The organism is Mameliella sp. LZ-28 (assembly GCF_012274245.1).
GTDB lineage: Bacteria > Pseudomonadota > Alphaproteobacteria > Rhodobacterales > Rhodobacteraceae > Antarctobacter > Antarctobacter albus.
Genome location: NZ_JAANYX010000033.1, coordinates 229,077 through 254,437 on the forward strand (window position 1 = coordinate 229,077; position 25,361 = coordinate 254,437).

At 66.7% G+C, this 25,361-nt stretch carries 20 protein-coding genes; 15 read left to right on the forward strand and 5 right to left on the reverse strand.

The genetic code is table 11. The annotated features are described in order from the left end of the window. Positions 1 to 54 precede the first annotated feature (54 nt). The 4 genes from G9Q80_RS19080 (at position 55) to G9Q80_RS19095 (ending at position 5,800) form a co-directional block, all read left to right on the forward strand. Positions 55 to 1,881 carry a calcium-binding protein gene (locus G9Q80_RS19080; RefSeq protein WP_133066432.1) on the forward strand — a complete coding sequence of 609 codons (1,827 nt, stop codon included), beginning with the start codon at positions 55 to 57 and terminating at the stop codon, positions 1,879 to 1,881. A gap of 174 nt (positions 1,882 to 2,055) precedes the next feature. Further along, positions 2,056 to 3,465: a calcium-binding protein gene (locus G9Q80_RS19085; RefSeq protein WP_052244628.1), complete on the forward strand. Its 1,410-nt coding sequence runs from the start codon at positions 2,056 to 2,058 to the stop codon at positions 3,463 to 3,465. Positions 3,466 to 3,683: 218 nt separating this feature from the next. Continuing rightward, positions 3,684 to 5,141, forward strand: a complete 1,458-nt coding sequence (locus G9Q80_RS19090; RefSeq protein WP_088715842.1) for a calcium-binding protein — start codon at positions 3,684 to 3,686, stop codon at positions 5,139 to 5,141. Between the two features lie 95 nt (positions 5,142 to 5,236). Continuing rightward, complete coding sequence (locus G9Q80_RS19095; protein ID WP_088715841.1) at positions 5,237 to 5,800, forward strand: hemerythrin domain-containing protein; 564 nt, start codon at positions 5,237 to 5,239, stop codon at positions 5,798 to 5,800. 274 nt (positions 5,801 to 6,074) lie between these two features. On the opposite strand, the gene G9Q80_RS19100 is transcribed toward G9Q80_RS19095, so the two are convergent. After that, complete coding sequence (locus tag G9Q80_RS19100) at positions 6,075 to 7,883, reverse strand: serine protease (RefSeq protein ID WP_043144308.1); 1,809 nt, start codon at positions 7,881 to 7,883, stop codon at positions 6,075 to 6,077. Positions 7,884 to 8,054: 171 nt separating this feature from the next. On the opposite strand from G9Q80_RS19100, the gene G9Q80_RS19105 reads away from it, so the two are divergent. The 8 genes from G9Q80_RS19105 to glmM all read left to right on the forward strand — a co-directional run bounded on the left by G9Q80_RS19105 (position 8,055) and on the right by glmM (position 19,228). Then, a complete protein-coding gene (locus G9Q80_RS19105; protein WP_088715839.1) occupies positions 8,055 to 8,984 on the forward strand; it encodes a glycine--tRNA ligase subunit alpha in 930 nt (309 codons plus the stop codon). 14 nt (positions 8,985 to 8,998) lie between these two features. After that, positions 8,999 to 9,517: a DUF6446 family protein gene (locus tag G9Q80_RS19110; RefSeq protein ID WP_088715878.1), complete on the forward strand. Its 519-nt coding sequence runs from the start codon at positions 8,999 to 9,001 to the stop codon at positions 9,515 to 9,517. Further along, on the forward strand, positions 9,518 to 11,749 hold the full coding sequence (gene glyS / locus G9Q80_RS19115) for a glycine--tRNA ligase subunit beta (protein ID WP_088715838.1): 2,232 nt from the start codon (positions 9,518 to 9,520) through the stop codon (positions 11,747 to 11,749). 677 nt (positions 11,750 to 12,426) lie between these two features. Continuing rightward, on the forward strand, positions 12,427 to 14,940 hold the full coding sequence (locus tag G9Q80_RS19120) for a putative PEP-binding protein (protein ID WP_209037643.1): 2,514 nt from the start codon (positions 12,427 to 12,429) through the stop codon (positions 14,938 to 14,940). Between the two features lie 172 nt (positions 14,941 to 15,112). After that, positions 15,113 to 15,802, forward strand: a complete 690-nt coding sequence (locus G9Q80_RS19125; RefSeq protein WP_052244643.1) for a cell wall hydrolase — start codon at positions 15,113 to 15,115, stop codon at positions 15,800 to 15,802. A 94-nt stretch (positions 15,803 to 15,896) separates the two neighbouring features. Further along, complete coding sequence (locus tag G9Q80_RS19130; RefSeq protein ID WP_069209920.1) at positions 15,897 to 16,835, forward strand: dihydroneopterin aldolase; 939 nt, start codon at positions 15,897 to 15,899, stop codon at positions 16,833 to 16,835. A 39-nt stretch (positions 16,836 to 16,874) separates the two neighbouring features. Continuing rightward, positions 16,875 to 17,888, forward strand: a complete 1,014-nt coding sequence (folP, locus tag G9Q80_RS19135; protein WP_088715837.1) for a dihydropteroate synthase — start codon at positions 16,875 to 16,877, stop codon at positions 17,886 to 17,888. Beyond that, positions 17,885 to 19,228, forward strand: coding sequence for a phosphoglucosamine mutase (gene glmM, locus G9Q80_RS19140; RefSeq protein WP_043144296.1), 1,344 nt, complete (start codon positions 17,885 to 17,887; stop codon positions 19,226 to 19,228). Before folP ends, glmM begins: the two co-directional genes overlap by 4 nt. Positions 19,229 to 19,293: 65 nt before the next feature. Here the strand turns inward: glmM and G9Q80_RS19145 are convergent, their stop codons facing one another. The 4 genes from G9Q80_RS19145 to proS form a co-directional block, all read right to left on the reverse strand. After that, a complete protein-coding gene (locus G9Q80_RS19145; protein WP_043144294.1) occupies positions 19,294 to 19,833 on the reverse strand; it encodes a DUF2937 family protein in 540 nt (179 codons plus the stop codon). A 92-nt stretch (positions 19,834 to 19,925) separates the two neighbouring features. Next, the gene (locus G9Q80_RS19150; protein ID WP_157903850.1) at positions 19,926 to 20,870 is read right to left on the reverse strand and encodes a serine hydrolase domain-containing protein; all 945 of its coding nucleotides are present in this window, start codon (positions 20,868 to 20,870) and stop codon (positions 19,926 to 19,928) included. Continuing rightward, positions 20,864 to 21,331 carry a hypothetical protein gene (locus G9Q80_RS19155; protein WP_157903849.1) on the reverse strand — a complete coding sequence of 156 codons (468 nt, stop codon included), beginning with the start codon at positions 21,329 to 21,331 and terminating at the stop codon, positions 20,864 to 20,866. Before G9Q80_RS19155 ends, G9Q80_RS19150 begins: the two co-directional genes overlap by 7 nt. A gap of 28 nt (positions 21,332 to 21,359) precedes the next feature. Further along, complete coding sequence (proS, locus tag G9Q80_RS19160) at positions 21,360 to 22,709, reverse strand: proline--tRNA ligase (RefSeq protein WP_043144292.1); 1,350 nt, start codon at positions 22,707 to 22,709, stop codon at positions 21,360 to 21,362. Between the two features lie 190 nt (positions 22,710 to 22,899). Here proS and G9Q80_RS19165 point away from each other — a divergent pair, with 190 nt between their 5' ends. From G9Q80_RS19165 to G9Q80_RS19175, 3 genes are all read left to right on the forward strand, one after another. After that, positions 22,900 to 23,364 (forward strand): hypothetical protein, encoded by a 465-nt coding sequence (locus tag G9Q80_RS19165; RefSeq protein ID WP_133066431.1) that lies wholly within the window; start codon positions 22,900 to 22,902, stop codon positions 23,362 to 23,364. A 107-nt stretch (positions 23,365 to 23,471) separates the two neighbouring features. Then, on the forward strand, positions 23,472 to 24,557 hold the full coding sequence (locus G9Q80_RS19170) for an AI-2E family transporter (RefSeq protein WP_069209927.1): 1,086 nt from the start codon (positions 23,472 to 23,474) through the stop codon (positions 24,555 to 24,557). Beyond that, positions 24,554 to 25,288, forward strand: a complete 735-nt coding sequence (locus G9Q80_RS19175) for an HdaA/DnaA family protein (protein ID WP_052244625.1) — start codon at positions 24,554 to 24,556, stop codon at positions 25,286 to 25,288. The genes G9Q80_RS19170 and G9Q80_RS19175 overlap by 4 nt, the downstream gene beginning before the upstream one ends. Positions 25,289 to 25,361 lie beyond the last annotated feature (73 nt).

A 25,361-nucleotide genomic window follows, 5' to 3' on the forward strand; every position in this document is an offset into this window, starting at 1 on the left:
TATAGTCGTTGAGCACGACGCGCATTTTAGCAAGAACATGTGGGGATTTTCATCATGGCACTGACCGTCATCACGACATCCGGTCTCGTCTCGGGCACGGCGCATACCTTTGTCGCCGCCGGGGACGAACTGTATGTTCCCGAAGGGATCTACTGGGGGTCGAACGACAACGCTCTTTGGAGCACCTCTCTGGAGAACCTTTCGGTCACCATCGCCGGGCAGGCGATCACCGCCGCAGGCGTCACCAACCAGACCGGTGACGGGTTTTCGCTGACCATCACCGAAACCGGATCGCTCGTCAGTTTCCAAAACAGCGCAAACCTCACCGTGCTGGGCTTCAATGGCGGCGTCGGGGCCGAGCAAACCCTTGTCAATCATGGCCTTATCTCCATCGAGAAGGGCACGGCGATTGTCAGCAGCGGCGGCACCACGGTGACCAACACGGGCCAGATTTCCGCCGCTTCCCCGATCTTCTTTTTCAATGGGTCGGGCGACGTGCTCGTGAATTCAGGCACGATCGCCGCCAATTCCTATGATGACGCCGTTCACAATGAACGGTTCAACAACGCGGTCATCGTCGAGAACATAAACAGCCGGGTCACCAACCTGGCCGGGGGCGTCCTGTCGGCGGTCGGGACCGAAGCCGCCGGCCTGCGCCTGGACGGAAGTGCAGACGGGACGCTCATCATCAACGCCGGGGAAATCAGCTCTGCCAACTGGTGGGGTGTCGATATTTCGAACACCGTCATCGATCCAACCTTCGTGCTGAACAATTCCGGTATCATTTCGGGCGACCAAGGCGCGCTGCGCGGCCATGACGGCGGCATCGACCGTGTCAGCAACTCGGGCCAGATGCTGGGCGATGTCGATCTGCGCGGCGGCAATGACAGGCTCTTCAACTCAGGCCAGATCATCGGCGAAGTCTACCTGGGCGACGGTTCCGACGTCTACAACGGCAATGGCGGCCTGGTGAGCGAGGACGTCACCGGCGGCGCAGGCAATGACACGCTGATCGGGGGCAGCCAGGGCGATTACTTGATCGGCAGTGGCGGCGGCGATCTTCTGCTCGGAAACGAGGGCAATGACACGCTCTATGGCGCCGACTCCACCGCCAGCGATACAGCCGCCGATATCATCCGCGGCGGCGCCGGCGACGACCAGATCCTTGGCGCCGCGGGCGACGACACGCTGATCGGCGGCGATGACAACGACACCGTCTTTGGCGCGGCGGGGAATGATCTGATCGTGGGCAACGCCGGGGATGACTCTCTTGTTGGGTTCACGGGCGAGGACACGATCTTTGGCGGCGCGGGCAACGATGAAATCAACGCGGGCGCAGACAACGACACCGTCAACGCCAATGCGGGCGACGACACGATCGATGGTGAAGGCGGCAATGACCTGCTGATCGGCCAGGACGGGCGCGATGTCATCGAAGGCGGCGACGGCCTCGACACGATGGACGGCGGCAACGGCGATGACGTGCTGGAAGGCGGCGCCGACAACGACATCCTGCGCGGCCGCGCCGGCGAGGATGAACTGGCGGGCGGGCTGGGCCGGGATTTCCTGACCGGGGGCCAGGATGCGGATGTCTTTGTCTTCCGCAGCACGGCGGAAACCGTGGTCGGTGCCAACCGCGACCAGATCCTGGATTTTGAACAGGGCCTGGACCTGATCACCGTGGCGGGCCTGTCGCCGGGTGTCTTCGAATTCAGGGGCACCAGTCCCTTCGATCCCTCCGGCAACCCGGAACTGCGCCTGCTGGAGACGGCGACCGGCTCGACCATCGTGCAGCTGGACAACGACGGCGACGGAATCGCGGACGCGGAAATCCGCGTGGCCAATGTCACCGGACTGACGGCAGAGGACTTTACGCTGTAGTAATAGGCCGCCCCACAGGAGGTCCCCTTAAGGGGCCCCCTCAACCAGAATCCCCGGGGGCCGGCGCGGCCCCGGCCTTCGGGGTGATTGCGAAAGGGGCATCGATGGCCCTGATCGAGACAGGCCCTCCGGCTTCTCGGATCGGCCTTAAAATGTGCAAATGGGATTTACCAAATGGCAGACTTTACCCTGACCGGCTTTTCGACCACGGCGCAGACCCTGACCGGCAGCGAAACCGGTATCCTCACCGATGCCGATGCCAATCTCGTCGTCAACGGCGATGCCATCACGTCCAGCGGTAGTTTCAACAACCTGAGCATCAATGGGTCCGTGATCGCGAGTACTTTGGTTAACAACAACGCCATTGAACACGATGGTGGGACGTTCACGGCCTTTGTGGGCCCATCAGGCTACGTCAACTCAATCGAAGGCGACACGTTCTTCCTGTCGGGAACCTCCACGATGCGGATCCAAAACACCGGCACCATCCTGGCCGGCGCGGATGCGATCGACGCACGGGCATCGGACGGAGGTGCCCCGATCGACATCATCAACAGCGGCACGATCATCGGGGAATCGGACGGTCTTGTCCTTGATGGTGGGACAGCCAATGTCACGATCGTGAATTCGGGTACAATCGAGGGCGGCTCTGGCGGGATTTTTTCGAACTTCTTTAGCGGAAGTACAGGCACAACCATTCTGCGCAACAGCGGCACGATCTCGGGCGGCACAAGTTTCGCCTACACTTCCGAATTGGGGGGCGGTGTCGATCGCATCTTCAACAGCGGCGTCATGAACGGCGACGTCGAGATGGGCGTTGGAGACGACCGGCTCGACAACACCGGCGGCGTCATCAACGGCACCGTCTTTGGCGACTTCGGCAATGACACCCTGGCTGGCGGCGAGAACGCGGATGATTTCAACGGTGGCGCGGATGCCGACACCATCGTCGGTCGCGGCGGCGACGACCTGCTGGATGGCGAAGGGGGGGATGACTTCATCCTCGGCGGCGCGGGCAACGACGACATCGAGGGCGGCAGCGAAAACGATACCATCAACGGCAACGCCGGCGACGACACGATCCTGGGCGACAGCGGCAACGACATCCTGGTCGGCCAGGACGGCAGCGACTTCCTGGACGGCAGCGACGGCCTCGACACGATGGACGGCGGCAACGGCGACGACATCCTTGAAGGCGGCGCCGACAACGACATCCTGCGCGGCCGCGCCGGCGAGGATGAACTGGCGGGCGGGCTGGGCCGGGATTTCCTGACCGGGGGCCAGGATGCGGATGTCTTTGTCTTCCGCAGCACGGCGGAAACCGTGGTCGGTGCCAACCGCGACCAGATCCTGGATTTTGAACAGGGCCTGGACCTGATCACCGTGGCGGGCCTGTCGCCGGGTGTCTTCGAATTCAGGGGCACCAGTGCCTTCGACCCCTCCGGCAACCCGGAGTTGCGCCTGTTCGAGACGGCCACCGGGTCGACCATCGTTCAGATCGACACCGATGGGGACGGCACCCAGGACGCCGAGATCCGCGTGGCCAATGTCACCGGTCTGACGGCGGACGACTTCGTGCTTTGATCCCCTCCCCACTGCCGGGTGACGTAAGACAGGCCCCTGCGGGGGCCTGTTCGGTTCCGGACGTTGGGGATTCGTGCCCGTTGCCCTATGATGGCACGCATTCACCAGTGCCCCCCTGCCCTTTCGCGCGCTCTGCTGGCGCATTTTTTTAAGGGGTCCTGCCACAAGGCCGGGCGCTCGAAGGGCGTTAGTCCCGGCATTTTTCAAGGGAACCGATCATGACACTAGTGTTTCAGAACGTAAGCCAGAACAGCGGCGTGACCGTCAACAACGGCGACACCCTGGCCATTCGCGATTTCGTCGACCTTTATTCGGCCGGAACGATTGTCACGCTGTCGAGCGGCACCAGCACAACCGGCGTCGTGAACGACGGCGACCTCTACGGCTATCTTGTCTTCAACGTGAATTCGGACCATTCACGGATCGTCAATAACGGCACTGTCTCGGCCATTATTTCCGACGGCAACACCGGCGAGGCTTTCAACCTTGGCGGGGCCGGAGGAATTCACAGACTGACGAACTTCGGCACCATCACCGCTCAGGGTTCCCTGCTGGCCACCTACGAGGCGACCGGGCCGGTCACCATCGTCTTTACCAACCACGGCGAGGCGTTCACGGATTCCCAGATCCTCACCACTCTGCGCGCGAACCTGAACAGCTTTTACCTGAACAATGCCGGATTCCTCGCCGGCGGCACATTGGACATGGCCGGGGGATTCCTGGCTCGGCTCATGAACACCGGCACGCTTCATTCCAGTTTCATCGACATGGATGCGACATCCGGCGCGACACTGGTCAATCACGGCATCATCGCCGATGAGAATGACCCCACGACGGTCCTGACCAGCAACGTTGGAGACTCCGTCGTCAACTCCGGCGTGATCACCGGGAACCTCAACCTGTTGAACGGCAACGACCGCTACGAGGCCCTGAACGCAGGCATCGTTTCCGGCGGTATCCAAGGCTCGAACGGCAACGATACGATTTCCGGCGGCAGCGGCGATGATAGCCTGGCCGGCGGCAACGACCAGGACCTGCTGGTGGGCCGGGACGGAGAAGACACGCTGGAGGGCGGTGCCGGGTTCGACACGCTGCTGGGCGGCAATGGCAACGATCTGCTGGACGGTGGCAATAACAACGATACGCTGAACGGCAACGCGGGCAACGACACGTTGAACGGTGGCTTCGGCAACGACCTTCTCGTCGGACAGCAGGGCGAGGACCTGCTCGAAGGCGGCCCCGGCAACGACACGATGGATGGCGGCGCGGACAACGACGTGCTCGAAGGCGGTGCGGACAACGACATCCTGCGCGGTCGGGCGGGCGAAGACGCCCTGGCCGGCGGCCTGGGAAGGGATCTGCTGACCGGCGGGCAGGATGCGGACATCTTTGTCTTCCGCAGCGCTGCCGAGACCGTGGTCGGCGCCAACCGCGACCAGATCCTGGATTTCCAACAGGGCGTCGACCTGATCTCTGTCGCGGGCCTCAGCCCCGGTGTCTTCGAGTTCCGCGGCACGGCGGGCTTCGCCCCCTCGGGCAACCCCGAATTGCGCCTGTTCGAGACCGCCACCGGTTCGACCATCGTGCAGCTGGACGTGGATGGCGATGGCAACGCCGATGCCGAGATCCGGGTGGCCAATGTCACCGGGCTGACGGCGGATGACTTTGCCCTCTGAGTTTCGGCCCCGGTCATCCTGCTGTGCGTCCGGGGCCCCTGCCCTGTGCAAGCGCGCAAGTTGTTATATCATAACATTCGGCCCATCTGGGTCGCATGACCTACGACATCGAGACCCGCAGCGGTCTGCCCACTGAAATGCAGACCCTGCTCCGGGACCTGCCACGCGATGGCTGGCAGGCACACCCGGGACTTGCCGACAGCACCCGCAACTGGATGCGCGCCCACCAGGGCTTTCGCCAGCTTGGAGAGATCCTGCAGGAGGATACAGAGGCTTTCCTGGACAAGGAGATAGAGGACCAGGCCTATGCCGGGCGTCTGGCGCATTTCGGCAACCTGCTGGTGCGCAACCTGCACGGGCACCACAGCTGGGAGGACCGCAGGTTCTTTCCAGAGCTGGAGGCCGCCGACCCGCGCTTTTCCGCCGGGCTGGAGATGCTGGAAAGCGACCATGTCGCGCTGGACGACCTGCTGGACCGTTTCACGCGGTCGGCCAATCGGGTGGTACAGCTGTCCTCGCTGGAGCCGCGCCAGATGGCAGAAGAGGCCCGCCCGGTGCGTGACCTGTCGGAGACGCTGCGCGGGTTCCTTGCCCGGCACCTGACCGACGAAGAGGACCTGGTGGTGCCGATCCTGCTGCATCACCGGCTGCGCGGCTAGGCACCGCACGGTGCGGAAACCAAGGGTTAACCGGGATCGGGCAAAACCGCTCCCGGTCGACCAGCAAACCGGATCAGCACCCCTCCCTCGGGGTCCGTTCGATCTGCGCAGAACGGGGTGTTTCGACGCCCCCAGGGCCTGGATTGGCACTCCGGCGCTTGCGATCCGTTTCCGGCGGCCGCCGGCCTTGCATCCGCCCAAATGGGCAAAGGCACAAAGAAAACCGCCCCGGTCAGACGACCGGGGCGGCATTCGCGCTGCGCATTCGGCAGGTTTACCAGCAGCTGACAAGCACCGTCATTTCGGCGGCCAGGTTGGTCAGGTCCTCGGGCGCCAGCGGGGTCAGACCGCCGCGCGCCACCGGCTGGATGCCGTTGTCGCGCAGGAAATCCAGGATCATCTCGCCCTTGGCGGCAAAGCTCACCTGCTCCGGCAAAACACGCCCGCCGGGCGCCTCCTTGGGCAGCAGCATCCCCAGCACCGTGCCGCCACTGTCGAAGACGGGGCCGCCGACATCACCAGGCAGCGCCGAAAGCGCCAGCCGCTTGATGCGGTCCTCGCCGCCCAGGCCGCGCAGATCCTCGAGCGTGCCGAAGGTCAGCGTCGGCGCGGTCAGCACGCCACCAAAGGAAAACCCGGCCACGGCCACCTCGGATTGCAGCCGCAACTCGCCGGAGCGGAACTGCGCCACGCGGCGCGGCGCAAGCTGTTCGACCGGGGTCAGCACGGCGATGCCCAGTTCCTCGTTCACGACCAGCACGCGTGCGTCATGCACGCCGTTCAGCGTCACCCGCTCGCAGCCGGCAACCAGCGCGGCAGAGGTCAGCACCGTGCCGCGCGCCTCGATGAAAAAGCCTGTGGCGCTGGCCTTGGCGGTGCGCACCTTCAGGCCCGAGACCAGGTCGACCGCCTGGCCATCGTCGCTGACCAGTGCCGGGTCAAGCACGCCGTCGATGCGGGTATAGCTGTCCTGCATGATCTTCAGGACGCGGGTGCGGCGTTCCTCGTCACCGGCGGGCCAGACCAGGCCAAAGCCCTTGATCTCGCCGTTCTGCAGGCCGACCTCGAACCGGGTCACGATACGGTCGTTCTGGCCGGTGATGGTAAAGCCCCGCGCATCGCGGCGGCGCTCGCCCTCGACCGGGATGATCTCCAGAGTCTGCATGATTTCATACAGGCCCGCCAGGTTGCCCGCGTCGCCGGGCTGGCTGACCAGGATGACCCGCGCGCCCAGGTCGCCCCTGGGCTTGTAAATCGCGAAGGGCGACTCGTAGCGGTCGAACTCGACCACGCCCAGCGGCAGTTCCATCGCGATGCCGGTGCGCGCATCCTGCACCAGCTCCATCCCCATGCCGTCCAGAACGGCGTTGTACTGGCCCAGCAGGACCGCGCGCTGGCGTGTGCTGAGCACGCCGGTCGGATCAAAGTTGTTGGCCTCCTGCCAGCGGGACATGGACCCGCGCGTGCCGGGGCCAAAGGCGCCGTCGATGGCCCCTTCGTAGAACCCGGCCCATTGCAGGGCGATCTGCAGCGCATCGCGTTCCTCGCGGGTCAGCGCACGTTCAGAGGCGCGGGCCTCCTGCAGGGTTTCCTCGGGGATCGCGGGGACCACGGGCTCGGGCGCGGTGACGGGCGCCTCGGCGACCGGGTCTGCCTGCGGCGCGGGCGTGGGCTGTGCCGCCGGATCGGCCGTGTCCTGCGGCACCGGCACCACGGGGGCGCCGTCGTTGTTCACGCCGACCGGCCAGAACTGCTGGCCAAAGGTCTCGCGCGGCTCGATGTAGCTGTCCGCCGGGATGCGCCGCGCCTGCAACAGCGCGTTCAGCTGCGCCTCGGCCTGCGCGCGGGTATAGGGCCCCAGCGCGATCCCGTACCAGCCGCCGCCCAGCGCAAAGCCGTTCACGTCGGGCAGACGGCCCGAGTAATCGCGCACGCTGTCCTGCGCGCTGGCCAGCGAGGTGCGCGCCTCGACCTGGATGAAGACGATGTCATCCGCCGCCTGCGCCGAGGCACCGTGCTGCGCCAACGTCGAGGCGACGACCAGCACCATCGCGAAGAAGACCGAAATTAGTCTTTGTATCATGGGAGTTAGGGACCCTTTGGCTCTGAAATCTCAACCTTATCCACCGACCGAGTCTTAACAGAAGCCCCGGCATATGCACGCCAAAAGGACGTGAGGCGCAGACCTCCTATCAGATTGACCCCGCCCGCGCACCGCCCTAATCAGGCGCCAGCCGAAAAAAGGAGCCCTGACATGGCCGGGAGCCCGCAAAAGCCTCGCAGTTTCCAGGAGATCATCCTGCGCCTCCAGACCTATTGGTCGGGCAAGGATTGCGCGATTCTGCAGCCCTACGACATGGAGGTCGGCGCCGGCACCTTCCACCCGGCCACGACGCTGCGCGCGCTCGGGCCCCGCCCCTGGGCCGCGGCCTATGTCCAGCCCTCGCGCCGTCCGACCGACGGGCGCTATGGCGAGAACCCGAACCGCCTGCAGCATTACTACCAGTTCCAGGTGCTGATCAAACCCAGCCCGCCGGACCTGCAGGCGCTTTATCTCGGGTCGCTCGAGGCCATCGGCATCGACATGGCGCTGCATGACGTGCGCTTTGTCGAGGACGACTGGGAAAGCCCGACGCTGGGCGCCTGGGGCCTGGGTTGGGAGGTCTGGTGCGACGGCATGGAAGTCAGCCAGTTCACCTATTTCCAGCAGGTTGGCGGGCATGACTGTACGCCTGTCTCGGGCGAGCTGACCTATGGCCTCGAACGGCTGGCAATGTATGTCCTGGGCGTCGATCACGTCATGGAGATGCCCTTCAACGATCCGCAAAGCCCGCAGCCGCTGACCTATGGCGACGTTTTCCGCCAGACCGAAGAGGAATATTCGCGCTGGAACTTCGACGTGGCCGACACAGAGGTTCTGCTGCGCCACTTCGAAGAGGCCGAGGCCGAATGCGCCCGCATCCTCGACCAGGAGGCGCAGGACCCCAAGATGGACCGCCGCATCGTCATGGCGCATCCCGCCTATGACCAGTGCATCAAGGCCAGCCACATCTTCAACCTGCTGGATGCGCGCGGCGTGATCTCGGTCACCGAACGGCAAAGCTACATCGGCCGCGTCCGTACGCTGGCCAAGATGTGCGCCGATGCCTTCACCCAGACCGAGGCCGGGGGGTACGCCGCGTGACCCTTGGCAAGCTCATGGCCATCGCCATCGTCCTCTGCGGCCTGATCGCGGGGGTCTCGATCTATTACCTGCAGGTCTACCACTTCTACGAGGACGTGGTGCCGACGGGAACGGATGACGTCATGCTGACCACGCAGGACGGCAGCCGCACGGCGATCCCCTATGCCGATTTCCGGGGCATCGACGCCGACAGCTCGCCGATCCGCTACCGCGCCTGTTTCACCACCACGCTGACACCCGCCGAGGCGGCAGAAACCTACAAACCCTACGAGGGCGCCGAGCCGCGCAATGCCCCCGGCTGGTTCGACTGTTTCGACGCCGATGCCATCGGCGACGCGATCGAGGCTGGCACCGCCCGCGTCTTTACCGGCCACCGCAACATGGAATTCGGCATCGACCGTGTCGTGGCGATCACCGACGATGGCCGCGGCTATGTCTGGCACGAGATCAACGATTGCGGCGACAAGGCCTATGACGGCACGCCGCTGGGGGACGATTGCCCCGACCGCGACAGTTTCGAGAAGGATCAATAAATGCCCGATCTTCTGATCGAACTCTTCTCCGAAGAGATCCCCGCCCGCATGCAGGGCAAGGCGGCCCAGGACCTCAAGAAACTGATGACGGACGGACTGGTCGAGGCCGGGCTGACCTATTCCGGGGCCGAGGCCTTTTCGACGCCCCGCCGCCTTGCGCTGACCGTGCACGGGCTGAGCGCCGAAAGCCCCACCCTGCGCGAGGAACGGCGCGGCCCCAAGGTGGGCGCCCCGGACAAGGCGCTGGAGGGCTTCATGCGCGGCGCCGGTGTCACCCGCGACCAGCTGGAAGAGCGCGAGGAGAAAAAGGGCGCCTTCTACTATGCCACCGTGGTCACGCCGGGCCGCCCGGCCGCCGAGATCGTGGCCGAGCAGCTTGAAAAGACCGTGCGCAATTTCCCCTGGCCCAAGTCGATGCGCTGGGGCGCCGGATCGCTTCGCTGGGTGCGTCCGCTGCACCGCATCCTGTGCTTGCTGACGGATGAGGCCGGCGATCATCCGATCGACCTGGACATCGACGGCATCAAGGCCGGCCAGACCACCGAGGGACACCGCTTCATGGGCGACGGCGCCTTCGAGGTGACGGGTTTCGAGGATTACGAGACCCGCCTGAAACGGGCCTTCGTCATCCTTGACCCGCAGGCGCGCGCCGATGCGATCTGGCATGACGCCACCAACATGGCCTTTGCCCGCGGGCTGGAGGTGGTCGAGGACGAGGGCCTCTTGCGCGAGGTGGCAGGGCTGGTGGAATGGCCCGTTGTGCTGATGGGCGACATCGCCGAGGAGTTCCTGGGCCTGCCGCCCGAGGTGCTGCAGACCTCGATGAAGGAACATCAGAAATTCTTCTCGGTGAAGAACCCGGCCACGGGCCGGATCGAGAAATTCGTGACCGTCGCCAATATCGAGACCTCGGACAATGGTGCCACGATCCTCGCCGGCAACCAGAAGGTGCTGGCGGCGCGTCTGTCGGATGCCAAGTTCTTCTGGGAAAACGACCTGCGCGTGGCCAGGTCCGAAGGGCTTTCGGCCTGGACGGAACGGCTGGGCAACGTGACCTTCCACCATGCGCTGGGATCCCAGCGCGACCGGATCGCGCGGATCACCGCCCTGGCGCGCGGTATCGCGCCCGCCGTCGGTGCCGACCGGCACCTGGCCGGCGAGGCGGCGGATGTGGCCAAGGCCGACCTGTCGACCGAGATGGTCTATGAATTCCCCGAGCTTCAGGGCCTGATGGGGCGCTACTACGCCGAGGCCGCGGGCCTGCCGGCCGAGGTCGCCGCCGCCTGCGAAGACCACTATGCGCCGCTTGGCCCGTCTGACGCGGTGCCCACGGCGCCGGTCTCTGTCGCCGTGGCGCTGGCGGACAAGCTGGACACGCTGACCGGTTTCTGGGCCATCGACGAGAAACCCACCGGTTCGAAAGACCCCTATGCCCTGCGCCGTGCCGCCCTTGGCGTGATCCGGCTGGTGCTGGAAAACGGGTTGCGGCTCAACCTCGACCGGTTCATCGACGCGCAGCTGGTGCGCCACAAGATCGCGCTCAAGAACGGCGACCTGGACGACACCCAGCTGGCCGAGCTTGAGGAACTGGTGGACGAGATCGCCGATCACGGCGTCTTTGGCGCCGCCTGGGCCGCCCTGCGTGAGCGTCTCTCGACCGGGGGCAAGGAGATCGCCCCGGTCGTGGCCCCCGTCCCCGACCTGAGCGACGACCTGCTGGGCTTCTTCCACGACCGGCTCAAGGTCTGGCTGCGCGACCAGGGTATCCGCCACGACGTGATCGACGCCTGCCTTGCCATGCCGGGCACCGACGATCTGCGCCTGCTGGTCACCCGGGCCGAGGCGCTCTCCGCCTTCCTCAAGACCGACGACGGCGAGAACCTGTTGCAGGGCTTCAAGCGCGCCAACAACATCCTGGCGCAGGCCGAGGAGAAGGACGGCGTCGAATACAGCTTTGGCGCCGACGTGAAGTTCGCCGAGACCGACGAGGAACGCGCGCTCTTTGCCGCGCTCGAAGCCGCCGAGGCCCGCATCGCGCCCGCGATGAAGGACGAGGATTTCGGCGCCGCGATGGAGGCGATGGCCGGCCTGCGCGCGCCCATCGACGCCTTCTTCGAGGCGGTGCAGGTGAACGCCGAGAACCAGGTGGTCCGCCGCAACCGGCTGAACATGCTGGCCAGCATCCGCCAGACCTGCCTGCAAGTCGCCGACCTGACGAAGATCGAGGGGTGAGCGGCGGTCCGGGCGCAGCCCGACAAAGGCGCCAGTGGCGCCTTTTAGCCGCGAAAGGGCGGAGCCCCGGTCAGCCTGAACCTGCGCTTAAGGCGCCGGCAAGGACTGACACGGGCGGCCCCCGGGCCGCAGGCATAATTCGACCCCCGCAGGGGGCTCTGCCCCCGTCTCCCTGCGGTCGACTCCCCCGAGGGTATTTGGAAAACCAAAGAAGCCGGGGGCCGCTCCTCTCCTCCTGCGCCCGGCGCTTCGGCATCGGTCACGGAGGCGCAGCCCCGCGTGGATTATCCTTGACGGGCGGCGGCTTGTCTTGAGGCTCGAGAGGGCGCGCTGAGGGCAGACCTGCCTCTCAGACGCCTCCCGGCAGGAAGACGAAAACCCGTCCAAGGGCGTGACATTCCCAGGGTTCCCTGCAGGTCCCACCAGCGGCGCGGCGTGGGTGGGCGGGAGCGACGCCGCGCGCCCGCGCCCGCGTCGGAGGCGCGACCAAGATCCCGGCCGGAGGCGCACAAAGCCCTTGTTCCAGGGGTGCGTCACGCCCCCGTCGCACCCGATCCGGTTTCCCGCCTTGCCAAGCGCCGCTCAGCGCGTATTCTGCCCGCCAACACAGAGGTGCTGCAGTGCAGAAACCCGATATCCAGAACCCGCATGTGACCCTGATCACCCAGGACGCGCCCATGTCCACGCCGACCCACGGCGGGCGGGCCAAGTGCCTGCAAAGACTGGTCCGTCTCAACCTGCCGGTGCCACGCACGGTGGCGCTTTCTTTCGACGCGGTGCATCGCATCGCCGCCGGCAGGTTTCCCGACATGGACGCGCTTATCGCGGCCTTCGATCCGGGCGCCCTGCTCTGCGTGCGCCCCTCTTCAGAGGATCCGGACTGGGGCGGGCCTGGCGCGATCCTGAACATCGGCATGAACGACGCCCGTTTCGTGGACATGTCCGACGAAATCGGCAAGGAGGCCGCCGCCGGGCTCTACCTGCGCTTCGTGCAGGCCTACGCGATCCATGTCGCCCGGCTCGACCCGGATCTTTTCGACGAGATCGAGGACAATGGCACCGCCGGCCTCTCTGCCGCGCTGCGCGCCTACGAGGAAGAGGCCGAGGAGCAGTTCCCGCAGGACCCGGCGCGCCAGCTGCGCGAGGTGCTGCGCAGCATGGCCCGCGCCTGGGAAGGCACCTCGGCCCGGCTGTTGCGGCAGGCCAAGGGCGCACCGGTGGACGCGGGACTTGGCCTTGTGGTGCAGGAAATGGCCTTGGGGCTGGGGCATGGCGAATGCGGCTCGGGTGTCTTGCAACTGGTCAATTCGGACACCGGCAAGCGCCAGCTGACCGGCCGTTACCTCAGCCAGAGCCAGGGCCGGGAGGCTCTGCAGGGCGGCGCCGCCAGCCTCTACCTTGAACGCGACCCGCGCGGCCCCTCGCTCGAAGAGCTGGCACCCAAGGCCTTTGCCGATCTCAAGGCCCAGGCCGACCTGATGCGCCGCAAGCTGCGCGCCGAGATGCAGATCGAGTTCACCATCGAGGACGGCGAGGTCCACATCCTCGACGGGGTGCGCGTCAAGGCAAGCTCGCGCGCGGCGCTGCGCATCGCGGTGCGGCTGGCCCAGGACGGGATCATCACGCCCGAGGACGCGGTGCTGCGGATCGAACCGCGCGCCATCAGCGAGCTCTTGCACCGGCAGGTCGCCCCCGAGGCCCGGCGCGAGGTCATCGGGCGCGGCATCGCCGCCAGCCCCGGCGCCGCCACGGGGCGGATCGTCTTTTCCGCCGCCGAGGCACAGGCCAGCGCGGCGCGCAACGAACCCTGCATCCTGGTGCGCCGCGAGACCTCTCCCGAGGACGTGCGGGGGATGCATGCCGCCGTGGGTGTGCTGACCGAACGTGGCGGCATGACCAGCCACGCCGCGGTGATCGGACGGGGCCTTGGCCTGCCCTGCGTGGTGGGCGCGGCGCGGATGAACTTCAACCTGCAACGCAAGACCATCCAGGGCGAGGACGGGCGCATCTACCGCGAGGGCGACACGGTCACGCTCGACGGGACCTCGGGCCAGATCCTGCGCGGCGCGCCGGAGATGATCGAGGCGGCGCTCGACGATGCCTTCAACACGCTGATGGGCTGGGCCGACGAGGCGCGCGACATCGGCATCCGGGCCAATGCCGACACCCCCGCCGATGCCGCCACCGCGCGCAATTTCGCCGCGCAGGGGATCGGGCTGTGCCGGACAGAGCACATGTTCTTCGAGACCGACCGCATCACCCCCATGCGCGAGATGATCTTTGCCGACACGGTCGAGGACCGGCAGGCAGCGCTGGCCCTGCTTCTGCCCATGCAGCGCAATGATTTCACGGAACTTTTCCGCATCATGGAGGGCCTGCCGGTGTGCATCCGCCTGTTCGACCCGCCCTTGCACGAATTCCTGCCCAGCGACCGCGCAGGGCTGCGCGACCTGGCCGAGGCGCTGGACCTGCCGGTCTCGGACGTCACGCGGCGGGTGCAGGCGATGGGCGAATACAACCCCATGCTGGGGCTGCGCGGCGTACGGCTGGGCATCACGGTGCCGGAAATCTACGACATGCAGGCGCGCGCCATCTTCGAGGCGACTCTGGACGCCAGCCGCGAGGGCGCGCCGCCGGTGGTGCCGGAAATCATGCTGCCGCTGGTTTCGGCCAAGCGCGAGGTCGACCTGATCCGCACCCGGATCGAGGCCGTCGCGGCAGCGGTGCGCACCGAACGCGGGCGTGACATCACCTATCGCCTGGGCGTCATGGTCGAGACCCCGCGGGCCTGCCTGCGCGCGGATGAGATCGCGCCCTATTCGCATTTCCTGTCCTTCGGGACCAACGACCTGACCCAGATGACCTACGGGCTGTCGCGCGACGATGCGGGCCGGTTCATGTCCGACTACGTCAGCCAGGGCGTGTTCAACGAAGACCCGTTCCATGTGCTCGACATCGACGGCGTCGGAGAGCTGGTGGCCACCGGCGTGCAGCGCGGGCGGGCGACCAATCCATCGGTGACCCTGTCGATCTGCGGAGAACACGGCGGCAACCCCGAATCGATTGCCTTTTGCCGCTCGGCAGGCATGGATTACGTCAGCTGCTCGCCCTTCCGCGTGCCGGTCGCACGGCTGGCGGCAGCACATCTTGCGCTGCGTGACCGCGGGCTGGACGGGCCGCGCAAACGCTAAGCCTGCAAGGCCGGAATCGCCCCGGGCGCGGGTCAGGGGTCACAGTCGGGGGGCAATCCGCCGATGCGTCCCCCGGCATTCTTTACCCAATTGTCATTATTCGGTATGGCTGGGCCCGTCGCGTGACGTGAGGCACCACGCGATGCATGTTCGATTGGGGGATTTTTTCGACATGAAACTTCTGACCACTGCCCTGCGCCGTGGCCTTGTTCTTGCGGCATTTTCGCTCGTTGCCGCACCTTTGGCCCTGACGTCCGGCCCGGTTTCTGCCGACCCGGCCCGGAGTGCGCAGACTCTCCTTTCACTCGAAAGCCGCGCGCTGGCGCGCGTCGGCAACACCCACCTGAAAGGGCTTGTGACGCCCGTGAAACCGACACCTGCCGCGGCCGGCACGGTGACCGGTGGCGGCGGCTTTCTCTATGACAAGACCTGGCTGTCCCGTCAGCCCGCGCCCGAGGGCGGCCCGCAATGGCGCTGCCTCGCGGAGGCGCTGTACTTCGAGGCCCGGGGCGAGACCATCGAGGGGCTGTTTGCGGTCTCCGAGGTGATCATGAACCGGGTCGCGTCGAAACGCTTTCCGAACTCGGTCTGCGGCGTGGTGAACCAGGGCACGGGGCGCAAGTTCGCCTGCCAGTTCACCTATACCTGCGACGGCCGCCCGGAACACATCGACGACAAACGCTCCTGGAACCGGGTGGGCAAGGTCGCCCGCGCCGTGCTGGACGGCAAGGCCACCGGCCTGACCAAGGGCGCCACGCATTACCACGCCACCTGGGTCTCGCCCGACTGGTCGCGGAAATACACCAAGACCTTTGCCCACGGGGTCCATATCTTCTACCGCCACACTTGGCGCGGCGAATAATCCGTCGCCAACGGTTCGCAAAAGGGCGCCTGCGGCTGGCCGTGGGGCGCCCTTTTCGTTACCACGAGCCATCATACAACAGACAGGGGCCGCCATGCCCAGCGATATCCGCCTAGCCTTTGCCCATCCTTCCGAACGCAGCGTCGCCACCGCCGGCGACACGCCACATGACCGCATCTCGGTGCGCGACCATGTGGTCGAGGTCGACATCGGCGCCTTCCAGGCCGAACGCGGCCAGAAACAACGCGTGCGTTTCAACGTGGTGGTCGAGGTCATCCCCTTTACCGGCACGCTGGACGACGACGTGGACCGCATCCTGTCCTACGACCGCGTGACAGAGGCGATCAGCCACGAGCTTGAGGCAGAGCGTCTCAACCTGCTGGAAACGCTGGCCGAACGCATCGCGGAACGTATCCTGCTGGAGCCGCAGGCCCTGCGCGCCTTCGTGCGGGTCGAAAAGCTGGACCGTGGTCCCGGCGCGCTTGGCGTGGAAATCGTGCGCTCGCGCCGCGACGTGGCCGACCAGCTGGGCGAAATCGCCGAGGAAATGGCCCAGGAGCGCCCGCACGCGCGGGTCGTCTACCTGTCGAACGCGGCGATGGCGGATCCCCGGCTGGCGTCCTGGCTGGACCAGCTCGAGGCGCGGCGGGCACCGCTGATCCTCTGCGTCGGGCGCCCCGACACCGAGATTCCCCAGACCGGGCACAAGATGACCCAGCGCCGGGTCGACCTGCTGTCGATCGAGCAGAACGCCTGGTGCCTGGCCGCGCGCGACGACCGGGCCAAGGTGGTCGCCACCCGCACGGAACTGGACTGGGCGATGAAGAACGGCCAGATCTGCGTCTGGGCGCCCTCCAAGGTCGTGCTGGACGCAACCCAGGGCCCGCAGGCGCAGCCCCGCGATTCCGTCGCGCTGGCGGCTTGGTTCGCGGGCGAACTGGATGCCTGCGAACTGCTGGTGATCGGCGAAGACCTGCCGGAAGAGGCCACGGTTCCGGCCCGTGCGCTCCCCCCGAGCACCTCGCTGTTCTAACCGCTTGCCAAGTCTTTCCGGATCGGTCAGTCACCCCGCATGAGCGTCTATTTCCGTCCCGTCGTCCGTTTTGACAGCCCCCGCCCCGATGACGCACTCGACCTCGCGGGCGGGCCGGGCTGGTTCGCGCAGGCCGTCCGTTACAGCCGCGAAGCGCCGCCGCGCAGCGTTTCCGTCTCCGAGATCCCCGAGGACTGGCGCACGCGCCTGTCCGCGCCCCGGGCCGCCATCGCCGGCATGGTTCTGGACAGCCCGCGCATCATGGGCATCCTCAACGTCACGCCGGACAGTTTCTCGGACGGCGGCAGCCACCAGAGCGCCGCCAAGGCGGTGCAGCGGGCGCGCCGCATGGTCAGCATGGGCGCACATATCATCGACGTCGGCGGCGAAAGCACGCGCCCCGGTGCCCTGCCCGTCCCGAACGAGGCCGAGATCGCGCGGATAGAGCCGGTGATCACCGCCCTGTCGCGCGAACTGGCCACGCCGATCTCGATCGACACGCGCAAGTCCTCGGTGGCGGATGCGGCGGTCACGGCCGGCGCGGCGCTGGTCAACGATGTCTCGGGCTTCACCTACGATCCGATGCTGGCGCATTACTGCCGCGACCGGGGGTTGCCTGTCTGCGTGATGCACGCGCGCGGCGACCCGGAAACCATGCAACAGGACCCGCGCTATGACGACGTGCTGCTGGACGTCTACGATTTCCTGGCCGCGCAGGTCGCAATGCTCGAAGAGATGGGCATTCCCCGTGCGCGGATCATCGTCGATCCCGGCATCGGCTTCGGCAAGACGATCGACCACAACCTGACGCTCTTGCGCGACGTGGCGCTGTTCCACGGTCTCGGCTGTCCGGTATTGGTGGGCGCCTCGCGCAAGGGGTTCATCGGCAAGATTTCCGGGGTCGAAACCTCTGCCGAGCGGGTCTCCGGCTCTGTCGCCGTGGCGCAGGCGGTGGCTGCGCAGGGGGTGCAGATCGTCCGCGTCCACGATGTTTCAGCAACCGCCCAGGCGCTGGCCATGTGGCGGGCCATTTCGAGAGGTAGTTTTCCATGAGCCGCAAGCTGTTTGGCACCGACGGTGTGCGCGGAACCGCCAACACCTACCCGATGACGGCCGAGATGGCCTTGATGCTGGGCGCGGCCGTGGGGCGTTATTTCCGCAACGAACACTCGGGCGTCCACCGTGTCGTGATCGGCAAGGACACGCGCCTGTCGGGCTACATGTTCGAAAACGCGCTGACCGCCGGGCTGACCTCGACGGGCATGAACGTGCTGCTGCTGGGGCCGGTGCCGACGCCCGCCGTGGGCCTTCTGACCACCTCGATGCGGGCCGACCTGGGGATCATGATCTCGGCCAGCCACAACCCCGCCGCCGACAATGGCATCAAGTTCTTCGGCCCCGATGGCTTCAAGCTGTCCGATGGCGTCGAAGCCGAGATCGAGGCGCTTGTCGAGGCTGGCGTGCGCCCGGCTCAGCCCGACAACATCGGCCGCGCCCGCCGGATCGACGATGGCCGCTTCCGCTACCAGGAGCGGGTCAAGAGCACCCTGCCCCACGGGCTGCGGCTGGACGGGATCAAGGTGGTGGTCGATTGCGCCAACGGCGCCGCCTACAAGACCGCGCCCGAGGTGCTGTGGGAGCTGGGCGCCGACGTGGTCCAGATCGGCACCGCGCCCAACGGTCTGAACATCAACGACAACTGCGGCTCGACCAAGCCCGCAGCCGCCGCCGAGGCGGTGCGCCGGCATGGCGCCGACGTGGGGCTGTGCCTGGATGGCGACGCCGACCGGATCATCCTGATCGACGAGAACGGCCAGGTGGCCGACGGCGATCAGTTCATGGCGCTGCTGGCCGCCCGCTGGGCCGAAGAGGACCGGCTGAAGGGCGGCACCCTTGTGGCGACGGTCATGTCGAACCTGGGGCTGGAACGGTTCCTGGATGACCGGGGCCTGCGGCTGGAACGCACCAAGGTCGGCGACCGCTATGTCGTCGAGGCGATGCGATCGGGCGGGTGGAACCTGGGCGGAGAACAGTCGGGCCACATCGTGATGACCGATTACGCCACTACTGGCGACGGGCTGATGGCCGGGATGCAGTTCCTGTCGGAAATGGTCCGCACCGGCAAGCGCGCCTCGGAGCTGACCCACAGCTTTACCCGCGTGCCGCAACTGCTCAGGAACGTGCGCTATGGCGCCGGTGCGCTGCCGCTGGATGTCGACAGCGTGAAAAAGGCGATCGAGGACGCCGAGGGGATGCTGACCGGCAAGGGCCGGCTGCTGATCCGCAAGTCCGGCACCGAACCACTGATCCGCGTCATGGCGGAATGCGAGGACGAAGACCTGCTGAGCCAGGTCGTCAACGGCATCGTGGCCGAGGTCGAGGCGGTCGCCTGACCGCCTTTGCGACCGCGTCCAGGGCCTGACACCGGACCTCTTGCCACCTTGGCGTGCCCTCTGCCTCAGGCTTCGCCCCGGTTCGGCGTCTCGCCCCGTCCGCGCAGGGGTGCGGTCATGATCCGCCAGGACCTCCGCAGGATGGCAAAGCCCAGCGCCAGAACCGCCCAGCCCGCAAGGAAACCCGCCCCGGCAAAGACCGCGCCTTCGAAGGTTGCGGGCACCGCGGGCCTGTAGGTCTCGAAGGCGCGCGCGGCCACCTCGCTGTCGGGCAGCACCTCGAAGGCCAGTTTCGCGCGCATGAAGGGCCCGGCCCCTTCCAGCCGCGCCAGCGCCGCCGACAGGCGTTCGTGCCGGGCGATGTCGCTGGCCATGTTCCCTGCCTGGGTCCGCGCCATGTCGCCCTCTTCGGCCAGCGCGGCCAGGTAGGCGTCCAGGTCCATCCCCACCCGGGCGGCGTCACCCTCGTAGCGCGTGACCTGGCGCGCCAGTTCATCCACCGTACCGCCGAGGCGCTGCATGTATTGCTGGGAATACTCGGGGAATTGCGACAGGCCCGCCGCGCCTGTCAGCCCGGCTGCAAGGGTCAATACCCGCAAGAACATCTGCCTGTGCCTCCCGTCGCGTCTGCTGGCGATCTTGGCCCCAGAATGCCAGAAAGCGCAGCCTTGGACGAGGGGAAAGCGTGCGCCGGGGGTCAGTCGGCGAAAACCGCCCGCGCCAGCGCCGCGTCCAGTCCCGCCATCGCCTTGCCGTCGACACAGGCGCCATAGGCCGCGACCACGGTGTATTTCCCCGCCCAGTTGACCGCAAAGGCGCCCAGGCCCGCGTCCTCGAAACAAAGCGCGCCGAAATGCCAGTGGTTGGCCGTGTCACGCCCGGTGCGGAACAGCATCCCCAGCCCGTAGAAGGCGCCGCCGCCCAGACTGGCCGAGGGGGTGTCCCGCGGGTCCATCGTCGCGAAACCGCCGCGCATCAGCCGCGCGTAGTCGCGCACCGACATCTGCCAGCCGCCCCAGGGGCCATAACCGCCATACTCGGGCGAGAGCCGCGCCGTGGTGATCCCCAGCGGTTCCAGCACGCGGGAGGCGCAGGCCTTATCGTACCACTCCCCCGCGACCTCCTCGATCACCAGGCCCAGGATCGCGTAATTCTCGTTGTTGTAGCGGTAGCTGCCGCGCCTGCCCCCTTGCCGGTCCCGGTCGAGCGCATTGGCCGTCACCTCCTGCCAGCGGCGGGTGGTGTCACCGCGCCACAGGGCCATTGCACCCTGCGTTTCATCCGGCCAGAGGCCCGAGGTATGGGTCACGAGCTGGGCCAGCGTGATGGTGCCGCCCCCCTCGATCCAGCGGTTCAGCAGATCGTCCCAGGCCATCAGCCCCTCGTCCACCAGGGCCTGGGCGCAGAGCCCGGTGATCCCCTTGGACAGGCTGGCAATGGGCACCGCCAGATCGGGGTCAAAGCCGCTGTCCTGCCCCAGCAACAGGCTGTCCCCGATCAGGAAGACCAGCGCGCCGGGTGGATTGCCCTGCGCCTTCAGCCACTTGTCCCATTCCTGCGCCACGCGGTCGGACTGGGCCAGAACCGGTGCGGCGGCCACCCCCAGGACCAGTGCCAGGACCAGTGCCAAGGCCCTCAGCACGGGCCGAACCCTAGCGAACGCGCAATGCCCGCGATCAGCGGATCGTAGCGGGCGCGCTGCGCCTCGGGATAGCGGATTTCCAGGTAGGCCAGCGCCTCTTCGCCGCCGCAGGTGCGGCCCGCCTCGACCCGCAGATAAAAGATAGTCTCGCCGGCGTAGCCCGAGAGCACGAACCAGTCCGCCCCCGCCGCGTCATAGGTGATCTCGGCGCCGTCCTGTAAGTAGTATCCACGCCGATTGGCGCGCTCCACGGCCAGCGGCTCCATCACCCAGCCGCCCCAAAGACGGATTTCGGCGCCATCGGGATAGAAGAAAGCACGCCCGTCGTCATTGCCCGGGCGAGGGCCGATTTCGTAGCCCTGGGGCAAGCTGGCCGAGACTCCGAACCGGCCCACGGTTTCAGAAAGGGCCGGACCGCAAAGGCCCAGCTCGATACACAGTGACAGGACTATGTGACGCATGAAGTCTCCCGGGGCTGACGCCCGCGGATCATGCCCCCGGCAGCACCTTGTTGTAAATCGCCGCGATCCGCGCCACCGCCTCTTCGGGGGGCAGCTCTTCGCTTTCGCCGGTGCGGCGCGAGGTCAGTTCGACAACGCCGTTTTTCAGACCGCGCGGCCCGACGGTGATCCGCCAGGGCAGACCGATCAGGTCCATCGTGGCGAACTTGCCGCCCGCCCGTTCGTTGGTGTCGTCGTAGAGCGGCTCCAGCCCCAGCGCGGTGATCGAGGCATAAAGCGCCTCGCAGGCGGCATCGGCCTCGGCGTCGCCGGACTTGAGGTTGACGATCCCGCAGTGGAACGGCGTCACGCCTTCGGGCCAGATGATGCCCTTGTCGTCGTGGCTGGCCTCGATGATCGCGCCCAGCAGGCGGCTGACACCGATCCCGTGGCTGCCCATGTGCACCGGCACCTTGTTGCCCTCGGCGTCCTGCACGGTCGCCCCCATCGGCTCGGAGTATTTTGTGCCGAAGTAGAAGATCTGGCCGACCTCGATGCCGCGCGCCTGCCTGCGGCGTGCCTCGGGGACCTTGGCAAAGATCTCTTCGTCGTGGGTTTCATCCGTGCGGGCATAGCGCGAGGTGAACTCCTCCAGCACCGCCTGGCATTCCGCGTGGCTGTCGTAGTCGATTGCGCGGTCGCCGAACTTCAGGTCGGTGATCTCGCTGTCGTAAAAGACCTCGGACTCGCCCGTCTCGGCCAGCACCAGGAATTCATGGGTGTAATCGCCGCCGATCGGCCCGCCGTCGGCGCGCATCGGGATCGCCTGAAGGCCCATGCGTTCGTAGGTGCGCAGGTAGCTGACGAGGTGGCGGTTGTAGGCGTGCAGCGCATCTTCCTTGGTCAGGTCGAAGTTGTAGCCGTCCTTCATGTAGAACTCGCGGCCCCGCATCACGCCGAAACGCGGGCGGATCTCGTCGCGGAACTTCCACTGCACATGATACAGCGTCAGCGGCAGGTCCTTGTAGCTGCCGACGTGGCTGCGGAAGATGTCGGTGATCAGCTCTTCGTTGGTGGGACCGTACAGCATGTCGCGGTCATGCCGGTCCTTCATGCGCAGCATCTCGGCACCGTAATCGTCGTAGCGGCCGGATTCCCGCCAGAGATCGGCCGATTGCAGCGTCGGCATCAGCATCGGGATATGGCCCGCGCGGATCTGCTCCTCGTGGACGATATTCTCGATGTTCTTGAGCACCTTGAAGCCCAGCGGCAGCCAGGAATAGATGCCCGCACTGGCCTGCTTGATCATGCCGGCGCGCAGCATGTAGCGATGACTTACGATCTGCGCCTCGGAGGGCGTTTCCTTGAGAACGGGCAGGAAGTAGCGGGACAGGCGCATTTTGGTCCTCTGGAACAGCGGTTTTGCCTCTCGTAGCGGGTTGGATCATGGCGGGCAAGAGGCGCGCGGGGATGGCCTGGCGGGCAGTGGCGGGAGGATGGGTGTGAAACGCCATCCAAAGGGATCACGAGCGGGCTGACAGTGGGGGCACAACCGGATAACCTGCCCGACGGCAAGGCGGGAGGACCGAGTGCACAAGAAGGACATCGCGCCGAGGATGGCGGAGGTCTGGGAGATGATGCCCGAGAGCACGCGGACAAGCGCGCGGGCCGAGATGGTGCTGGTGCAGGACTTCCTGGAGGGCACTCGGCACGTGCCAGACCGGGAGATGCCCGCGCTGAGGCGCGAGTTCGACCGTTGCCTTGCCCGATATGTCACCCCCACCCCGCGTTCGTCCGAAGAGGCGCCCGAGGCGGCGGCCCCTCCGCCCCCTACAGACGCAGAGATCTACGAAACCGTCGCGCGCACCGCTCTGTCCTGTTTCGACACCACCGTCGACGGGTCGGTCGAACGGGCGGATTATCTGGCGGATCAGGCCCGGATCCGGGGACGAGAGGCGCTGCGCGGGCTGACCCGCAACCCGCTGAAGCGCCGCCGCCTGATGCGCCGGTTGGAGGCAGAGATCGCCGCTGAACGCGGCAAGGTGATATCCTAGGGCATTCATCCACCGAACACTCCCCAGTTTTCGCAGGGCCGTGACGTGCAAATCCTTGAATCCCGGCCATATACGGGCGATGAAGGACATGTTCGAAAGGATAGCAAATGGCCCTGCCCGTAAGGGATCAGATGAAGTACTGGGGGATCGCGGCAGCGGTCTTTTCTGTCGTGCTCTGGTTCCTGGGAGACGTGCTGTTGCCCTTCATCCTGGGCGGCGCCATCGCCTATTGCCTGGACCCGGTGGCCGACGCGCTGGAACGCGCCGGGCTGAAACGCGGGGCGGCGACGGCGGTGATCACCGTGGCGGCGCTGATCCTCTTTGTCGTCATGACGCTGGCGGTAATCCCGCTGCTGATCCAGCAGGCCATCGCATTGTTCGAATTCGCGCCGCAGCTGTTCCGCGACCTGCAGGCCTTTCTGACCGAACGGTTCCCCAACATCATGGACGAGGGCAGCGTGGTCCGGACCACGCTGATCGACCTTGGCGACACGATCAAGCAGCGCGGCGGCCAGCTGATCCAGGCGGCGCTGGCCTCGGTGGGCTCGCTGCTCAACCTGGTCATGCTGCTGCTGATCACGCCGGTCGTGGCGGTCTACCTGCTGATGGACTGGGACCGGATGGTCGAACGGGTGGACGACATGCTGCCCCTCGACCACAAGCCGGTGGTCCGCCGCCTCGCGGCAGAGGTCGACCGGGTGCTGGCGGGCTTCATCCGCGGCATGGGGTCGGTCTGCCTGATCCTGGGCGGCTACTACGCACTGGCGCTCTGGGCCGTGGGGCTGCAGTTCGGGCCGGTGGTGGGCGTGATCGCCGGGGCGCTGACCTTCATTCCCTATGTCGGCGCCATCGTCGGCGGGGTGTTGGCGGTGGGGCTGGCGATCTTCCAGTTCTGGGGCGAATGGTGGTGGATCGTGGCGGTCTACGCGATCTTCCAGTTCGGCCAGTTCGTCGAGGGCAATATCCTGACCCCCAACCTGGTGGGCAACTCGGTCGGGCTGCACCCGGTCTGGCTCTTGCTGGCCCTGTCGGTCTTCGGCACGCTCTTCGGTTTTGTCGGCCTCCTGGTGGCGGTGCCGCTGGCGGCGGCGCTGGGTGTGTTGATCCGCTTCGCGATCCAGCAATACAAGGGCTCGCGCCTGTTCCTGGGCATCTCTGCGCGCGAGAGCTTTTTCGAAAGCGACGACAGATGAGCACGGCCAGCCAGTTGCCCCTGCCCCTGCCGTCGCGGACGGCGCTGGGTTGGGAGGATTTCTTTGTCAGTCCCGCCAACATGCTGGCAGTCGCCCAGATCGAGGGCTGGCGCGCCTGGCCCTCGCACAAGCTGGTGCTGGTCGGGCCGCCGGGATCGGGCAAGACCCACCTGGCACATGTCTGGGCAGCGCAGTCGGGGGCGCGGATCGTCAAGGCCCGCGATCTCACCCCCGAGACCATCCCCGCGCTGGCGGGCGGCCCGGTCTGCGTCGAGGACATCGAGGAGATCGCCGGCGACCGCCCCGCCGAGGAAATGCTGTTTCACCTGCACAACCTGGTGCTGGCGAACGGCGGCACGCTGATGGTCACGGCGACACGGGCGCCCGCGCACTGGCCGCTTGTCCTGCCCGACCTGGCCAGCCGCATGATGCACGCCCAGCTGGCCCAGATCAGCGAGCCGGACGATTCCCTGCTGGCGGCCCTGCTGGCCAAGCTCTTTGCCGACCGCCAATTGCTGCCCAGTCCCGAGGTCCTGTCCTACCTTGTGCGCCACATGCCGCGCAGCTATGCCACGGCGGCGCGGCTGGTGGCGGCGCTGGACGCCGAGGCGCTGGCCCATCAGCGTGACATCACCCGCCCGATGGCGGCGCGGGTGCTGTCGCGGCTGGTGCCGCCCGGGGCCGAGGATCGCGGCACCTCGCGGCACGATCCCGGTGGCGCGCAGGACTGATCCGTCCGCACCGGCACCTGTCGGGCACCACCGGCCACGATCTTCAGGCACGTCACCCGCGCGCCGTCATAAA